This window comes from Novosphingobium sp. SG720, from assembly GCF_012275365.1.
Taxonomy (GTDB): domain Bacteria; phylum Pseudomonadota; class Alphaproteobacteria; order Sphingomonadales; family Sphingomonadaceae; genus Novosphingobium; species Novosphingobium rhizosphaerae.
Genome location: NZ_JAAZQN010000001.1, coordinates 1,082,726 through 1,098,318 on the forward strand (window position 1 = coordinate 1,082,726; position 15,593 = coordinate 1,098,318).

General features: G+C 66.0%; 17 protein-coding genes. 6 read left to right on the plus strand and 11 right to left on the minus strand.

The annotated features are described in order from the left end of the window. From mreD to FHW94_RS04895, 3 genes are all read right to left on the minus strand, one after another. A complete protein-coding gene (gene mreD, locus FHW94_RS04885; RefSeq protein WP_168554597.1) occupies positions 1–555 on the minus strand; it encodes a rod shape-determining protein MreD in 555 nt (184 codons plus the stop codon). Positions 556–570: 15 nt separating this feature from the next. After that, positions 571–1,482: a rod shape-determining protein MreC gene (gene mreC, locus FHW94_RS04890; protein WP_168554598.1), complete on the minus strand. Its 912-nt coding sequence runs from the start codon at positions 1,480–1,482 to the stop codon at positions 571–573. A 108-nt stretch (positions 1,483–1,590) separates the two neighbouring features. Then, positions 1,591–2,637: a rod shape-determining protein gene (locus tag FHW94_RS04895; protein ID WP_168554599.1), complete on the minus strand. Its 1,047-nt coding sequence runs from the start codon at positions 2,635–2,637 to the stop codon at positions 1,591–1,593. Between the two features lie 189 nt (positions 2,638–2,826). Here FHW94_RS04895 and mutL point away from each other — a divergent pair, with 189 nt between their 5' ends. The 3 genes from mutL to FHW94_RS04910 all read left to right on the plus strand — a co-directional run bounded on the left by mutL (position 2,827) and on the right by FHW94_RS04910 (position 5,956). Further along, on the plus strand, positions 2,827–4,680 hold the full coding sequence (mutL, locus tag FHW94_RS04900) for a DNA mismatch repair endonuclease MutL (RefSeq protein ID WP_168554600.1): 1,854 nt from the start codon (positions 2,827–2,829) through the stop codon (positions 4,678–4,680). 77 nt (positions 4,681–4,757) lie between these two features. Then, on the plus strand, positions 4,758–5,567 hold the full coding sequence (locus FHW94_RS04905; RefSeq protein WP_168554601.1) for a ribonuclease E inhibitor RraB: 810 nt from the start codon (positions 4,758–4,760) through the stop codon (positions 5,565–5,567). Next, complete coding sequence (locus tag FHW94_RS04910) at positions 5,564–5,956, plus strand: hypothetical protein (RefSeq protein WP_168554602.1); 393 nt, start codon at positions 5,564–5,566, stop codon at positions 5,954–5,956. Before FHW94_RS04905 ends, FHW94_RS04910 begins: the two co-directional genes overlap by 4 nt. Positions 5,957–6,079: 123 nt before the next feature. Here FHW94_RS04910 and FHW94_RS04915 read toward each other — a convergent pair whose 3' ends face one another. After that, positions 6,080–6,841, minus strand: coding sequence for an AAA family ATPase (locus tag FHW94_RS04915; RefSeq protein WP_168554603.1), 762 nt, complete (start codon positions 6,839–6,841; stop codon positions 6,080–6,082). Between the two features lie 187 nt (positions 6,842–7,028). Between FHW94_RS04915 and FHW94_RS04920 the strand changes: the two genes are divergently transcribed. Next, positions 7,029–7,523 carry a hypothetical protein gene (locus FHW94_RS04920; protein ID WP_168554604.1) on the plus strand — a complete coding sequence of 165 codons (495 nt, stop codon included), beginning with the start codon at positions 7,029–7,031 and terminating at the stop codon, positions 7,521–7,523. Positions 7,524–7,645: 122 nt separating this feature from the next. Continuing rightward, a complete protein-coding gene (locus FHW94_RS04925; protein WP_210425453.1) occupies positions 7,646–8,098 on the plus strand; it encodes a hypothetical protein in 453 nt (150 codons plus the stop codon). Between the two features lie 50 nt (positions 8,099–8,148). On the opposite strand, the gene FHW94_RS04930 is transcribed toward FHW94_RS04925, so the two are convergent. Both FHW94_RS04930 and ychF read right to left on the minus strand, forming a co-directional pair. Further along, on the minus strand, positions 8,149–8,607 hold the full coding sequence (locus FHW94_RS04930; protein ID WP_168554605.1) for a MaoC family dehydratase: 459 nt from the start codon (positions 8,605–8,607) through the stop codon (positions 8,149–8,151). A 43-nt stretch (positions 8,608–8,650) separates the two neighbouring features. Beyond that, complete coding sequence (gene ychF / locus FHW94_RS04935) at positions 8,651–9,751, minus strand: redox-regulated ATPase YchF (RefSeq protein WP_168554606.1); 1,101 nt, start codon at positions 9,749–9,751, stop codon at positions 8,651–8,653. A 171-nt stretch (positions 9,752–9,922) separates the two neighbouring features. Between ychF and FHW94_RS04940 the strand changes: the two genes are divergently transcribed. After that, positions 9,923–11,497, plus strand: coding sequence for a tetratricopeptide repeat protein (locus FHW94_RS04940; RefSeq protein WP_168554607.1), 1,575 nt, complete (start codon positions 9,923–9,925; stop codon positions 11,495–11,497). Between the two features lie 159 nt (positions 11,498–11,656). Here FHW94_RS04940 and FHW94_RS04945 read toward each other — a convergent pair whose 3' ends face one another. The 5 genes from FHW94_RS04945 to FHW94_RS04965 form a co-directional block, all read right to left on the minus strand. Then, positions 11,657–12,070 carry a PEP-CTERM sorting domain-containing protein gene (locus tag FHW94_RS04945; protein WP_168554608.1) on the minus strand — a complete coding sequence of 138 codons (414 nt, stop codon included), beginning with the start codon at positions 12,068–12,070 and terminating at the stop codon, positions 11,657–11,659. Between the two features lie 212 nt (positions 12,071–12,282). After that, on the minus strand, positions 12,283–12,852 hold the full coding sequence (gene pth / locus FHW94_RS04950) for an aminoacyl-tRNA hydrolase (RefSeq protein WP_168554609.1): 570 nt from the start codon (positions 12,850–12,852) through the stop codon (positions 12,283–12,285). Positions 12,853–12,969: 117 nt separating this feature from the next. Next, complete coding sequence (locus FHW94_RS04955) at positions 12,970–13,581, minus strand: 50S ribosomal protein L25/general stress protein Ctc (RefSeq protein ID WP_168554610.1); 612 nt, start codon at positions 13,579–13,581, stop codon at positions 12,970–12,972. A 131-nt stretch (positions 13,582–13,712) separates the two neighbouring features. Continuing rightward, positions 13,713–14,594: a TraB/GumN family protein gene (locus tag FHW94_RS04960; protein WP_168554611.1), complete on the minus strand. Its 882-nt coding sequence runs from the start codon at positions 14,592–14,594 to the stop codon at positions 13,713–13,715. 3 nt (positions 14,595–14,597) lie between these two features. Further along, positions 14,598–15,530: a TraB/GumN family protein gene (locus tag FHW94_RS04965; RefSeq protein ID WP_168554612.1), complete on the minus strand. Its 933-nt coding sequence runs from the start codon at positions 15,528–15,530 to the stop codon at positions 14,598–14,600. Positions 15,531–15,593 lie beyond the last annotated feature (63 nt).

A 15,593-nucleotide genomic window follows, 5' to 3' on the forward strand; every position in this document is an offset into this window, starting at 1 on the left:
TCACAGCCTTTTGAGCGGGAGCAGGCGGATCCGGTCGAGCAGCGCGACGATCCGCGTGACCACCGGGTGCAGCAACACCGCGAGCAGCACTTGTGGCCCCACCGTGACGGGCAGGGGATAGCCGGTGGCCAACCCGGCAAGGCACGCCGTGAGCACGACATAGGCCGCCAGCAGCGTGGCGGCAGTCAGCCAGTCCTGGATAAAGCCGCGCCACAGGAATTTCTCGTCGATCACGTCCATGGCCAGCATGGTGAGCGACCACAGCACGATGCCGCTGCCAAACGGCTGGCCGCTGTAGAGATCGTCGAACAGGCCCAGCGGCAGCCCGGCCCAGACCGGCAGCAGCGTGGGCCGCAGCAGGCGCCAGGCGAGCAAGGTCATGAAGCCGAGCGGCGGCAGCACCGGCGCGGAGGCGACCACCGGCGAAAACGTGACCATCGAGGCCAGCATGATCGAAAGCCACGGCAGGCCTTGCGCCACCACGGGCGAAGGCCCGCGATTGAGGCGGCGCCGCACGAGGTCTTCGGGATGCGCGGGAAGGAAGGGGAGGGGCATCGATGCGGCCGCGCTTCAAGGATTGCCATCGTCGGCGGGCGGCGGCGGCGCGGCTTTCTGTGCGGCTTCCAGCGCGGCCTGGGCGCCGGCCTGCCAGGCCGGTAGCACGACCACGAAATCGGCGTCCGACGGGTCGCTGGCGAGATGGCCGGTGGCGCCATCGCGGTGCGGCTCTGTCGCCACGGCCACGGGAATGCCCGGCGGATAGAGCCCGCCCGAGCCCGAGGTGACGAAGACGTCGCCCTTTTTCAGTGTGGCGACCCCGGTGTTGATCAGGCGGATTTCGATCCGGCCGTTGGCACCGCCCTGCACGAAGGCGGTAAGGCCATCCGAGGCGCGACGCACTGGCACCACGTTGTCGGGATCGGTCACCAGCAGCACGCGTGCGGTGTTGGGCCCAGTTTCCACCACGCGGCCGATGAGGCCGCCGGCCGCGCGCACCGGCTGGCCGTTTTGCACGCCCTGGTTGCTGCCCACCGAAAGCACGGCAAAGCGGCGGGTGGACGTGGCGGTGGAGCCGATCAGGCGCGCGCCGGTAACGGGGCGCACGGCGGGATCGACGATCCCGAGCAGCGCTTTGAGCCGGGCGTTTTCCTGTTGCAGCGCATGCATCGTAACCGCGTCGGCGCGAGCGGCCTGCACTTCGCGGGTGAGCGCGGCGTTCTGCCGGCCGGCGTTGAAATAGGCGCCGATCGCGGCGAACACGCCCTGGCTGGCGCTGCGCGTTTCCGCGCCGGCCTGGCCCAGCGGACGCGCCACTTCGCTGGCGGTGGTGCGGGCAAAGGCAAAGGCTTCCGGGTTGAACATCGAGACGCCGAGCACGACGAGACCCGCCACGACGCCCAGAACGGCGATCACGTAGCCGGTGAAAATCCCGTATTGCGCCCTGCGCGAAAAGCCCGGGCGCCGGTCAGGCGACCGCGCCATGATATTCTACCCCTGATACTCTTCTCTATGCCAAGCCAGAGACGCGATGAAGGCCGGCTGAACCGCCGCTTGCCCCAATCGCGCCGCCGGCCCGAATATCGGCATTCCTCAGGCGGTCATCAGCACGCCGCGATAGATCGGATCTTCCATCGCGCGCCCGGTGCCCAGCGCCACGCACGACAGCGGATCTTCCGCCACGCTGACGGGCAGGCCGGTTTCCTCGCGCAAGTGCTCGTCCAGCCCGCGGATCAGGGCGCCACCGCCGGTCAGCACGATGCCCTGGTCGACAATGTCCGCTGCCAGTTCGGGCGCGGTGTTTTCCAGCGCGATGCGCACGCCTTCCACGATCGCGCCGATCGGTTCGGACAGCGCTTCGGCCACGTTGGCCTGGGTGATGGTGATTTCCTTGGGCACGCCGTTGACCAGGTCGCGGCCCTTGATGTGGATGGTTTCACCGATGCCGTCGGCCGGCATCGTGGCGATGCCATAGTCCTTCTTGATGCGCTCGGCCGTGGCTTCTCCAATGAGGAGATTGTGATGGCGGCGCACATAGCTGACGATGGCTTCGTCCATCTTGTCCCCGCCCACGCGGACCGAGGTGGTATAGGCTAGGCCACGCAGCGAGAGCACGGCCACTTCGGTGGTGCCACCGCCGATGTCGACCACCATCGAGCCCACCGGTTCGGTCACCGGCATGTCGGCGCCGATCGCGGCGGCCATGGGTTCCAGGATCAGGTAGACCTGGCTGGCGCCGGCGTTGCTGGCCGCGTCACGAATGGCGCGGCGTTCCACCGAAGTGGAGCCCGACGGCACGCAGATCACGATTTCCGGGTAGCGCAGCAGGCTCTTGCTGCCGTTCACCTTCTGGATGAAGTGCTTGATCATCGCTTCGGCGACTTCGATGTCGGCAATCACGCCATCGCGCAGCGGGCGGATCGCTTCGATGCTGTCGGGCGTCTTGCCCATCATCATCTTGGCATCGTCGCCCACGGCCTTGACCTTCTTGATGCCGTTCAAGGTTTCGATGGCAACGACGGACGGTTCATTGAGAACGATGCCGCGATCCTGGACATAGACGAGGGTGTTCGCCGTGCCGAGGTCGATCGCAATGTTCTGGGAACCGAACTTGAAGAATCGGGAAAACATCGAAGCCATCAGAAAATCCGTGTGATTCGCGCGCGGTACCACCGCCATTGGTGGCCTATGCGCAAAAGTGAGCGCCCGGGGAAGGCGGCTCATTAGCGCAAGCGGGGGGTAAAACCCAATATTTTGTGCGATGGCGGCGTGGGATAAGTCATGCCGCCCGTCTCGAAAAAGGGCACGTTCGTCGCTAGGTTGGCTTCCATGGCCAGTACAACCCGCGTCATACGCCGCCTGCCCGATACGCTGATCAACCGCATCGCCGCGGGCGAGGTGGTGGAGCGCCCGGCCAGCGCGCTCAAGGAACTGGTCGAGAACGCCATCGACGCGGGCGCCACGCAGATTTTCGTGCGCCTTTCGGAAGGCGGCCTGGGCCTGATCGAAGTGACCGACGATGGCTGCGGCATGCGCGCCGAAGAGATCGCCCTGGCGCTGGAACGCCATGCCACGTCCAAGTTGCCGGACGAGGCGATCGAACTGGTGGCGACGCTCGGTTTCCGTGGCGAGGCCCTGCCTTCGATCGCCTCGGTCGCGCGCGTCACGATCGAAAGCCGCAGGCGTGAAGATGGCAGTGGGGCGCAAGGCGAGGCATGGAAACGCGTGGTCGATCACGGCGCGCTGGTGGCCGAAGGGCCCGCCGCCCTGCCGCCGGGCACGCGGGTGCGGGTGGAAGACTTGTTCGGCAAGATTCCGGCGCGGCGCAAGTTCCTGCGCAGCCCGCGTTCGGAATGGGCGTCCAGCCTGGATGTGGTGCGCCGCCTGGCGATGGCACGGCCCGACATCGGCTTTACCCTGGAGCATGATGGGCGCCGCGCGCTGCACGTGCAACCCGGCGACAACCTTGCCGCGCGCGTGGCACAGCTGGTGGCCCGCGAACTGGCGGACAACGCCGTCGCGGTGGACCTGGCGCGGGGCGATTACCACCTCGTCGGCGTCGCCGGCCTGCCCACCTACAACCGCGGCGTGGCCGATCACCAATACCTGTTCGTCAATGGACGCCCGGTGAAGGACCGCCTGCTGATGGGCGCGGTGCGCGGGGCCTATGCCGACATGCTGGCGCGCGACCGCCACGCCGTGCTGGCCCTGTTCCTCAATGTCCCGCCCGAGGAAGTGGACGTCAACGTGCACCCGGCCAAGACCGAAGTGCGCTTCCGCGACAGTGCCCTGGTGCGCGGCATGATCGTGACGGGCCTGCGCCAGGCGCTGTCCACCGGCGATCGTCGCGCGGCCCAGACGCCCGACGCCGGGGCGATGCGGGCGTGGCAGGCAGAGCCGATCGTTTCATCCCCCGCGCCGCTGTTCACGCCGCCCGCGGCGCCAGAGCCGGCGCGCCAGGGCAGTATCTTTGCGCCCTCCTATCAGCCGACGCGGCTGAGCGAGGCGGGGCAAGCCTGGCGTGGCTATGAAGCCAGTGTCATGGCCCCGCCGGTTGCGCGGGCCGAGGAAGCGGCAGCCCCGGTGCCCGAAGCGGTGGAGTACCCGCTTGGCGTGGCGCGCGGCCAGGTGGCCAAGACCTATATCGTGGCCGAAGCCAGCGATGGCCTGGTGATCGTCGACCAGCACGCCGCTCATGAGCGCCTGGTCCTAGAACGCTTGCGCGCCGCAGGAGCGGGGGACGGTGCCGCGCCGGCCCAGGCGCTGCTCCTGCCCGAAGTGGTGGACCTCGACGAACCGGCCTGCGACCGCCTGGAGGAAGCCGCGCCGCGCCTGGCTGATTTCGGCCTCGCGCTCGAACGCTTCGGCCCGGCCGCGATGCTGGTGCGCAGCGTCCCCGCCGCGCTCGCCAAGGGCGACGTGCAGGCCCTGGTGCGCGACGTGGCCGACGACCTCGCCAAGCACGGCGACGCGCTGCTCTTGGGCGAGCGGCTGGATCTCGTCCTGGCCACCATGGCCTGCCACGGCTCGGTCCGCGCCGGGCGCGTGCTCTCGGTGCCGGAAATGAACGCCCTGCTGCGCGAAATGGAAGTGACGCCACGCTCGGGCCAGTGCAACCATGGCCGGCCTACCTGGGTAAAGCTGGCGCATGGGGATATCGAGAAGCTGTTCGGGCGGAAGTAGGGACCTAGCGCCCCAATAAACGACCGCGCATCCCGCCATTCTCGGAGCTTTGCAGGGAGAAGTCAGTGCTTGCGAGAATGGTGGCTCAGCTTATCGGCCTATCGCTGTTCGCATCGTCGGCACAGGCCGCGATGCAGAAGGTTGTCAGGGTGGCGCCGGAAAAGTGGGAACTTTACACACGGACAGTAGAAGATGGTCGTCCTCTTGTGGTGATTGCGCGACAGCGCGACGAAAGCACAGAAACGTTGTTGCAAAACGGCATCGTGACCCTGGTCCGGTGCCGTGCTGATCCTGATGCGGTAAACGGACAAGGGATGCCAAAGGGTACCGACCGCCTTTATCCGCTGGAAGACAGGCTTGATGAGGAGCCTGCGTTGCGTGCCGTTGGGGCGATTCGTGTGGCAAGCGTGACAGGGCAGGGCGAGCGCCGAATGATCCTCGTGCACAGAAGCCCCATCGACCTTGCCCCCGTTCTCGCTGCGTTTCCGGTAGAAGGCTATACTTGCGGAATCTCGGCGGTTTCGGATCGCGCCGCCCTGATCCAGCTCGTCACGCCCACCGAGGTCGAGCATCAATTCAACGCCGATGCAGACGTGATCGCGTCCCTTGAGAAGCAGGGGGATGACGGCCATGCACCGCGAAGTACCGATTTCTGGTTCTATGGCAGCCCAGAGGCGCTCAAAGCCACCGCCGGCCGGCTCGGGCCGCTCGGCTTTTCGGTAAAGCGATGGCTGGATGGCCGCTCCGGCATTGTCCTTTCCCGCACCATGCCGGTCGATCTCTCCAGCTTTCAGGCGGTCACCCCGGCAATCGTTGACGCAGCCGGCCAGAACGATGTCGAGTATGACGGCTGGGAAACAGAAGTCATCTCGGCGAGCGCGAAATGAAACAGTACCATCACGCATGGGGCAAGATCGGGCTTGCCGCCTTTCTCCTTGCCGGCACGGTTGGATGTAAGCAGCAAGGGTTGCCCGCAACGCCGCTGTTTGCCGGGGTTGAAGGCAGCACCTTTCAACAAGGCAGCGCGATGATCCAGCAAAGGCTCGATGCTCGTTTCCCCAAGGGCTCTTCCGCTCGCGCGCTGGCGGCATATCTTGAGCAACAAGGATTGATCTTGGTCCGTCCGGTCGGAGGAGCGTTGCCCACCACCGGTAGCGTGCAGGCCAAAGTTCGCGGATTTGTCTGCGGGAGTCAGGTCCGCGTGGATTGGAAAGCTGACAAGAATCAGGCAGTTGAGCGGATCTTCGCCCTGTACGGCGACACGGGCTGCCCGTAGCGTAGGGTGTGCGTGCGTGCCGTTTACGGGCTGGCCAATGCCAAGCTAGCCCACAGCGTATTCAGAAGCTGTTCGGGCGGAAGTGGCATCAGACTACCCCACCGGAAGATGCGCTCGGCTGAGTCAGTCGATCATCGTTTCGACGGTTTCGTGTGGATAGAGCACGAATTCCCGATAGAGCTTGAAGTGCGCGGTCTGTTCGATGGCGGTGGGGCGAAAGCCGAATTCGTCGAGTTGCCAGAGATCGGCATCTGGCAGGGCCATCAGGATGGGTGAGTGTGTGGCCATGATGATCTGGCAGGTGCCGGCGCGCTGAAGTTGGCGCAGCAGCTTGAGGAACTCGAACTGCTTTGCCGGTGACAGGGCCGATTCCGGTTCGTCGAGAATGAAAAGACCCGGTTCGGTAAGGCGCTCTTCGAAGAAGCTGAAGAAGCCTTCGCCGTGCGACGCGCGCAGATAGCCGGCGCGCAGGGATCCCATCTCATCGAGATAGCGGGCCACGGAAAAGAAGCTCTCGGCGCGGAAAAACCAGCCATGCTTGACCTGGGGCAGCCATGCTGCCTTGAGCAGCTCGCCCAGGCGCGCTCCGTCTTCGCCCGAAGCGACCGAGGGGGCAACGGCACGCATGCCCGCCGCACCACCGCTTTCGCTAAAGCCGGCCATGGTGGCCAGCGCCTCCAGAATGGTGGACTTGCCCGAGCCGTTTTCGCCGACAATGATTGTGATTGCCTTTTCGAATGTCAGGTCGAGGCCCTCGTTCTGGACGATGGGCAGCGACAGGGGATAGGCATTCCAGTCCAATTCGGCGTCTTGGGAAATGGTGGGCAGCCAGGCGCGCTTCAGGAATGGGGGCGGCAATCGGATGGTGCGGGATCTACGGCTCATCGCGGTTCTCTTCCAACAGGCGAGCAAGGCATAAGGAATGCGCGGAAGCGCAGGCAAGCGCAGAAGGCGTTAACCGACAGGAAAACCGCGCCAACATCCACCCTCCGTGCAGCGGGTGAGGATCTGCTTGGTTGCTGGTGCTTGTGAGATTATCGAGGGGCTTGCCTGCGAAAAGGAGAGAGAGTTCATGCGGCACCTTGCGATCCTTCTGCCCCTGGCCGCCCTGACCGCCTGCCACAAGGCGCCGCAGCAGAGCGACGCGGCCGCGATTGCCCAGGTGGAGGCGGCGCAGAAGGAGCGGGCGCCGGCGCGCGAGATCAGCCCGCAAGTGATCGACTTCTTCGATATCACCAAAGGCAAGCTGACCGGATCGGGATGCAACTTCGTACCTGACAATGGCGGGATGGGGGCGGTGCTGCTGGCGCAGGAGGACCGGGGCATCATCAAGCTGGACGGCGCGCCGGTTATCCTGGCGGCTGACAAGGGCAGCGCGAAGCTGCCCCAGCATGGCTGGTCGCACTATACCGGGCGCGAATGGGCGCTCACGCTGACGCGGATCGATGATGGCAAGGGCAAGACGATGGGCGTGATCGACAGCTTTACCGGGCAATTGATCATTACCGACGCTGATAATCGCCCGGTCTACAACGCCAAGGGCAATGTGCAGTGCAAGCCGATGTAGGTTTCGTCACCATATCGCGCAAAAACACCAATCTGGCGCGTTTGGGCATTTCCCGTGGTTCCCCTTTGCCGCCTTGTGCGTCTTCCATCGCGCGGGGGCGCCAACGACTAAGGGAAATGCCTATGAACAAGGGTCGCCACATCGTGTTGCTTTCAGCACTTTTGCCAATGGCGCTGGCAGGGTGCGCAACCACCGGATCGGTTAAGCGCGCGCAAGCGGCTGCTGATCAGGCACAGGCGCGAGCCGACGAAGGGGTTACGGCCGCACAGCGGGCACAGGGCTCTGCCGACACTGCCGCACAGGCTGCGGCGCAGGCCCAGGGTTCGGCCAACAATGCGATGGCTGCCGCACAAGGCGCCGGTTCGGCCGCGCAGGCCGCCTCGATGGCGGCGCAATCGGCCGGCACCCGTGCGGACTCTCTGGAAACGCGCCTGCGTTCGCTCGAACGCTGGAAGTGGGCGAAGACCCACCCCAAGAGGGCGAAGAAGCACCATGCCCGTCACCATGCGGCCAAGCGGCAGAACACGCTGCATCGCCCGGTGACCGCCGACCAGACTTCGGCACAGCACATGTAATCATTGCCAGGGCGCGCGTTGCATCGGCACGCGCGCCCTTTTTTCGCCGGTCAATCGGTGGCAGTGGGATCGCGCGTTGAAACCATCGCATTGCTCACCATGGTCAGAACCACGACATCGTCCTGGTTGAGCACGCGGGTGGCGGCGCGAAACAGGCCCATCTCGGGGCGCGACTGGCTGCGGCGCTTGCCCAGGATTTCGGTTTCCACCCGCAGCGTGTCGCCGGGATAGACCGGATGGCGCCAGCGCAGTTCGTCGATGCCGGGCGAACCCAGGCCCTGGTGGCCGGCGCGCTCCTGCTCTTCCACGATCATTGCCATGGTCATGGCGCAAGTGTGCCAGCCGCTCGCCGAAAGCCGCCCGAAATGGGTGGCGGCGGCCGCTTCGTCAGACAGGTGGAACGGCTGCGGATCGTATTTGCCCGCAAATTCGACCACTTCCTCGCGCGTGACGACACGCTGCCCGAACCGGGCAACGGCGCCAACCTCCAGATCTTCATAGTATCGCATGGCGGCAGGGTGCACCTGCCTTACGCTTACGTCAACCGTGCACTCAGACGTTGAACTTGAAGTGCATCACGTCACCATCCTTGACGACGTATTCCTTGCCTTCCTGGCGCAGCTTCCCTGCATCGCGCGCGGCCGCTTCGCCGCCCAGGCCGACGAAATCGTCATAGGCGATGGTTTCGGCACGGATGAAGCCGCGCTGCATGTCGGAGTGGATTTCACCCGCCGCTTCGGGGGCCTTGGCGCCCTGGTGCACGGTCCAGGCGCGGGCTTCCTTGGGGCCGACGGTGAAGAAGGTGAGCAGGTGCAAGAGATCGTATCCGGCGCGGATCACGCGGTTGAGGCCGGTTTCGTGCAGGCCCAGTTCTTCCAGGAACGCCAGGCGCTCTTCGGTGTCCATGCCGATCAGGTCTGCCTCGATCGCGGCGGAGACGACCACGGCCTCGGCGCCTTCGGCCTTGGCCTTTTCGAACACGCGAGCCGAATGAGCGTTGCCGCTGGCCGCGCTTTCCTCTTCCACGTTGCAGACATAGAGCACCGGTTTGGCGGTGAGCAACTGGGCCTGGCGGAACAGGCGCTCTTCCTCGTCGTCCTTGGGCTGGGTCAGCCGGGCGGGCTTGCCTTCGCGCAGCAGTTCCAGCGCCTGGCCCAGGACCGAGGCCATGGCCTTGGCTTCCTTGTCACCGCTGGTCGCCTTCTTGGCCGCGGCGGGCACGCGCTTTTCCAGACTGTCGAGATCGGCCAGCATCAGTTCGGTTTCCACCGTGTCGGCATCCGACAACGGATCGACGCGGTTGTCCACGTGCTGGATATCGTCGTTTTCAAAGCAGCGCAGGACGTGGATGATCGCATCCACCTCGCGGATGTTGCCCAGGAACTGGTTGCCCAGGCCTTCGCCCTTGGATGCGCCGCGCACCAGGCCGGCAATGTCGACAAAGCCAAGCTGGGTGGGGATGATCTTCTGGCTGCCGGCGATCTTGGCCAGGGTATCGAGCCGGGGATCGGGCACGCCCACGTTGCCCACGTTGGGTTCGATCGTGCAGAACGGATAGTTGGCGGCCTGGGCGGCCTGCGTCTCGGTCAGCGCGTTGAACAGCGTCGACTTGCCGACATTGGGAAGGCCGACGATCCCGCAACGAAAACCCATCTTCGTGTCCTTGGCTATGGCCCCAAGCCGATGCGGGGCCGCATATTGCGGCTGGCGATGGTGGCTTGCACGCGCAAGGTCAAGGGGGCACGGGTGGCAGGGCACGGGGTTTTGCGTGGGGTGGCGACAATCTTCATCGAAGTTTCAACCCTTGCTGGCATGGCAGGCGGCATGAAGCGCCCTGCCTGGTCTTCCCTTTCGCGTTCCTCTCGTGGGTTGGCGCTCGCCCTGGTGGCGGGCGCGGGGCTGGCGCTGGCCGGCTGTGGCGATGATCCGTCAGCCCATGCGGCCCGCGCGCGCACGGCCTTTGCCGCGCAGGATTTCGTGGCGGCACGGATGGAGGCGCTGGCTGCGCTCGATTCTGGGCTCGATTCGGGCAAGCTGGCGCCGGGCGATGCCCAGGCCCTGCTGCGCCTGCTGGCGCGCGCGCAGTTGCAATTGGGTGATGGCGATGGCGCCCAGGCCACCTTGGTGCGGCTGGACGAAGCCGGCGGTGGAGGGGCTGCGGTCAATCGCATGAAGGCCGAAGCGGCGCTGTTGCGCGGGCTACCGCGCCAGGCGTTGTCGCTGCTCGGGCAGGATGGCGATGCCGATGCCTGGCGCCTGCGCGCCGCCGCGCAGCAGGCCCTGGGCAATAATGCCGATGCACTGGCCGCCTTCCGCCAGGGCCTTGCCGCTGGCGATAACGTGGCGCTGGCGCGCGATTATGCCCGCTTCCTGATCACGGCCGAAGACTATGCCGGCGCGCAAGCGGCGCTGGCGGTGATGCAGCGCGGCGATCCCAAGGGCCTCGATACCGCGATGGTGGAAGGCGCGCTGCGGGCCAAGCAGGGGCAGCTTGACCAGGCGGCCGTGGCCTATGACCGGGCCATCGCCGGCTATCCCACCCGTGTGGAACCGTTGATCGAGCGAGCCAACCTGGCCGACATGCAGGGCCAGCTGGACCGGGCCATCGGCCTGATCACCCGCGCCGCCAAGCTGGCGCCGGGCGATGGCCGCGTGCTCGACCTGCAAGTGCAGTTCGCCAGCGAGAAGGGCGATTGGGAAAAGGTGCGCCAATTGCTGGCCCCGCACGAGATCGACCTCGATCCGCGCACGCCCAATGGCCTCACGTATGCCGAGGCGTTGTTGCGCCTGGGCCATCCCGAGCAGGCGCGGGTGATCTTTGCCCGCGCCCTGCTGCTTTCGCCGCAGAACCCCTATTCGCGCATGATGCTGGCCGAAGCGCAATTGGCCACCGGTGATCCCGCCACGGCCTTGCGCACGATCCGGCCGCTGTCGGATTCGCTGCTGGCCGGCCCGCGCGAACTGGACCTGGCGCTGCGTGCGGCGCGGGCGGCGGGCGATCCGGCTGCCGATGCCCTGGCGGGACGCATCCGCTCTGCCCAGTGGCAGCAGGACCAGCGCCTGGCCGGGGAAGGGCAGGCGGCCATGGGTCGGCGCGATTGGACCGCGGCGATCGAGGCTTATACGGCGCTGCTGGCCGATGGCAGCGATGCCGAAGTGCTAAAGCGCCTGGCCGTGGCGTGCAGCAACGCCGGGCGCCACCACGAGGCGATTGCCTATGCCGACCGCGCCCTGCTGATCGCGCCGCGCGATCCCGACATGGTGCACATGGCTGGTCTGGCGCGGCTCAATGCCGGGCAAGACCTGGATGCGGCGCGCCGGCTGCTCGCCCGCGCCGCAGAGGCCGAGCCCGCCAACCGCCTGTTCCGCGCCGATCTGGCCCGCGCCCAGGCACGCTGACACCGCGCTGGGCCACTTTCAACGCAACACGCCGCCCAAGCCAGGCTTGGACGGAGTGCGGAGAAACAACGCTGAGGCGGTTGCGGGGGCCAGCCGGGCCGCGCGGTATGCGCAAGCCCGTCCCTGTGCCGGTATCCCCCCGCTATGCGCCGGCGTGGATCAGCGGCGACGGCGGCGCACGAAGGCGAGACCGGCCAGGCCCGCACCCATCAGGCCGAGCATGCCCGGTTCCGGCACGTCGGTGCCGCCGGTCGACGAGGAAGTGGTGCTGCCGCCCGACGTCGTCGAAGAGGTGGTCGAGCCGCCCGAAGTGGTCGAAGACGTGGTGCTGCCACCCGAAGTCGAGGACGAGGTGGTCGAACCGCCCGAGGTGGACGACGTGGTCGAAGACGTGGTGCTGCCGCCCGAGGTCGACGAAGTCGAGGACGAGGTGGACGACGTGCTGCCGCACATGGCCGAACCGGACGAGTGGCCGCAGTTGCAGTAGTGCGTGTGGAAGAAGGTGGCATGGGCCGGTGCGGCAGCAATGGTGGTGGTCATCGCGGCGGCGAGAATGGCAATCGAGCGCTTCATGGTCTGTCCCCTGTCAAATCCGGTAAACTGGCGAATTCGAGAATTCCGTCTTGGTTGACGGGAATAAAAGCAAATCCGGTGCCAATTACGGATTTCCGCCATTTTCGATAGTTAATGGTGCTTCAGGGGTATGGCTGTTGTAAGCGTTTCCGACGGTTTTTACGCGGATCGGCGTTAACCTTTGCGTTTCGTTGCAGCCCGCGCCAATGGGGTCAATCCTGCTGGCGCAGCGCCACGTCGTTCATGAAGCGGGTGTCTTCGCCGCGTGCCAGGCGGTCCGCCTCTGCCGCCACGGCGCCCAGCATGGTGACCAGGTCGTCCTGCTCGGCCTTGGCAAAGGGGCTGAGCACATAGCCGGTGACGCGATCCTTGTGGCCGGGATGGCCGATGCCCAGGCGAATGCGGCGGAAATCGGCGCCGCAATGCTGGTCGACCGATCGCAAGCCGTTGTGGCCGGCATGGCCGCCGCCTTGCTTCACTTTCACCTTGAACGGGGCCAGGTCCAACTCGTCGTGGAACACGGTTAGCGCGTCGGTGCCCAGCTTGTAGAAGCGCAGCGCTTCGCCCACGGCACGGCCGCTTTCGTTCATGAACGTTGCGGGCTTGAGCAGGATCACCTTGTCGCCACCGATGCGGCCTTCCTGCACCCAGCCCTGGAATTTCTTCTGCACCGGGCCAAAGCCATGCACTTCGGCAATGGTGTCGAGCGCCATGAAGCCCACGTTGTGGCGATGCAGCGCGTATTGCGGGCCGGGATTGCCCAGGCCAACCCAGACTTGCATGGCAGATGCTCCTTGCCGTCGCGCGGCTCCAAAAAGAAACCCCTCCTGCGCGGCAGAAGGGGTTCCCGATAGCTTGCCGGCCTGCACAGCTTTTTGCGCTGCGCAGGCCCGGAAGGATCAACCTTCCGTGGTGGCTTCGCCGGCTTCTTCTTCCTCGGTCAGCACCGTGGGGGTGGCGATCGTGGCAATGGTGAAGTCGCGGTCGGTAATGGCCGAGCGGGCGCCGGCGGGCAGGCTCACAGCGCTGATATGCACCGAGTCGCCCACTTCCAGACCGGACAGATCGACGATGATGTCATCGGGGATCTTGTTCGCTTCGCACACCAGTTCGAGTTCGTGGCGCACGATGTTGAGCACGCCACCAGCCTTGATGCCGGGGGCCTTTTCTTCATTCTGGAACACCACGGGCACGTTCACGTGCACTTCGGCGTTGGCGGCCACGCGCAGGAAGTCGGCGTGCTGCGGACGGTCGCTCACGGCGTGGAAGGCCACGTCCTTGGGCAGGGTGCGGACGGTCTGGCCGCCGATGGTCAGCTCGACGATCGAGTTGAAGAAGTGGCCGGTGCCCAGGGCCTTGGCCAGCGCCTTTTCCTCGATGTGGATGGCAACCGGTTCCTGGTTGCCGCCATAGATCACGGCGGGGGTGCGGCCTTCGCGACGCAGAACACGGGAGGCTCCCTTGCCAGCCCGTTCGCGCAGCTCAGCCGACAGAGTCAGCGTCTCGCTCATGTGAATTACCTTCCGAAATAAATCTGTTGTGCATTCCTTCCGCCACGCCTCCAGGGATGACCATGACGGGGAAGCGGCGGCCCATAGCCGATTGCCGCGAAAATGCAAGCGCGCCAGTGCTTGATCAGGCGCTATTCCACCCGGCGCACCAGCCAGCCGCGCGCCTTGAGCAGGGCAGGCAGGCCATCGCTGCCCGCCACATGCGCCGCGCCCACGGCGATGAACGGTGCGGCGCCATCTTTCAGCATCGCATCGATCTGCGCCGCCCAGGCCGCATTGCGCGCCGTGAGCAGCGCCTGGTGCAGCGTGGGATCGGACAGGAAGCCTTTCTGGCTTTCGCGGGCAATGCCCAGGTCATCGCCGCGCAGCCACAGGCGCACCATGTCGGCATCGTCGTCGCTGTCGTCGGCCGCCTCCACGGCAACTTGTTCCAGCAGGGTCTGCTGCGCGTATGGCGGCAAGGTATCGAAAATGCCGAATTGCCCGTCCAGCGTTTCCAGGCCCTGCACGGGCTTGCCGCCGATCAGCTTGCGCAATTGCGGCTCCACCCCGCTGGCCGGGTCCATGCCTTGCTTTTCCCCGCCGATCGAGGCGATCTGCAGGGCTACGGCCCAGGTTTCCTCGTTCTGGAACTGCGCGTCGGTGAGGTTGAGGTCTTTGTAGACCTTGGCCAGCGCCGCGCGATACTTCATCGCCACCCGTTGCGACGGGGGCGGCAGGCCGGGGGTGTAGGCCAGGCGCGCCAGGGCTACGCCGGCGACATTGCCATCGAGCGGTTGCGCGATTTCCAGGACGAGACGGTCGGCGTTGGCCAGCGCGTGGTCGATCGCCGGCCGGCGCCATTGCAGCCCGGCGGGCAGGGCATGCACCGTGCCGAAGATCCAGCCGCGCGTGCCGCTGGTATCGGCGATTTCCCACAGCGCCACTTTGGCCGGAGGCGCTTGCGGCGCAGGCTTGTGACAGGCGGCGGCGAGCAGGGCGAACGCGGCGGCAAGGACGTTTTTCCAGCGCATGGCCTATTGCACCCGCGTGACGGCAATGCCGTCCTTGGCCAGATCGTCCTGCACGCTGCCCTTGCCGGCAAGGTGCCCGGCGCCCACTGCCACGAACACCGTGCCCGGCGTTTTAAGGCGTTGCACGATCCATTTGGCCCAGGTGGCGTTGCGGCGGGTGAGCAAGGTTTCGACCAGGCGCGGATCATCCTGCATGTCTGCGGTCATCAAGCGGCCCAGTTCGTCGGGATCACCCGCGCGCCAGGCATTGACCATCTGGGCGATCTGCATGCCGATGGTATCGTACTGGGCGATCACCGTGTCGAGCCAGGCGATTTGCGCGTCCTGCGGCAGGCCATCGAGCAGGCCAAGCTGGAACGCCACGGTTTCGAGCGCCTCCTGCTTTTGCGGGTGGGCGTTTTCCAATGTTGCTTCCACGCCTTGCGAGGTCAGATAGCCGCGCTGGATCAGCGGCAGCAGGGATAGCGCGGTGGCCGCCATCCATGGCTTGTAGGCATCGAACTGTGCAGCCGGAACGCCCGAGGCGGTCAGCGTGGCGGCAAGCCTGCCGGCGCGTTCCGGCCCCAACAGCGCGGGCAGGGTCTGACCGGCCGGCAGCATACCGGGGGAAAGGCTCGCCCCATGCTCTGCCGAGGCCTGCGTGTCGGCCTGCGCAATTTCGGTAACGAGCGTGTCTGACCCTTGCAGCGCTTGCGCGACGGGTCCCACCAGCCATGGCGCGCCGCCCTTGGGCAGCACATGGATCGTGCCGAACAGCCAGATGGTGGTATCGGCATCGGACACTTTCCACAGCGCCGGGCGCGATGGCGGCGGCGGTGTATCGGCGGCGGGCAGCGACGGCACGATCTGGGCCTTGGCCGGCAGCGGCTGCCACAATAGCGCGAACACGGCGCAGGCGGAGATCAGGCTGGGAAGGGGCTTGGGAAAACGGCGCATGCTTGTCCCATGCACAGCGCAGGCTGCCATGGGAAGTCCCCATCTTGCGTCTGCTTGCGGTTG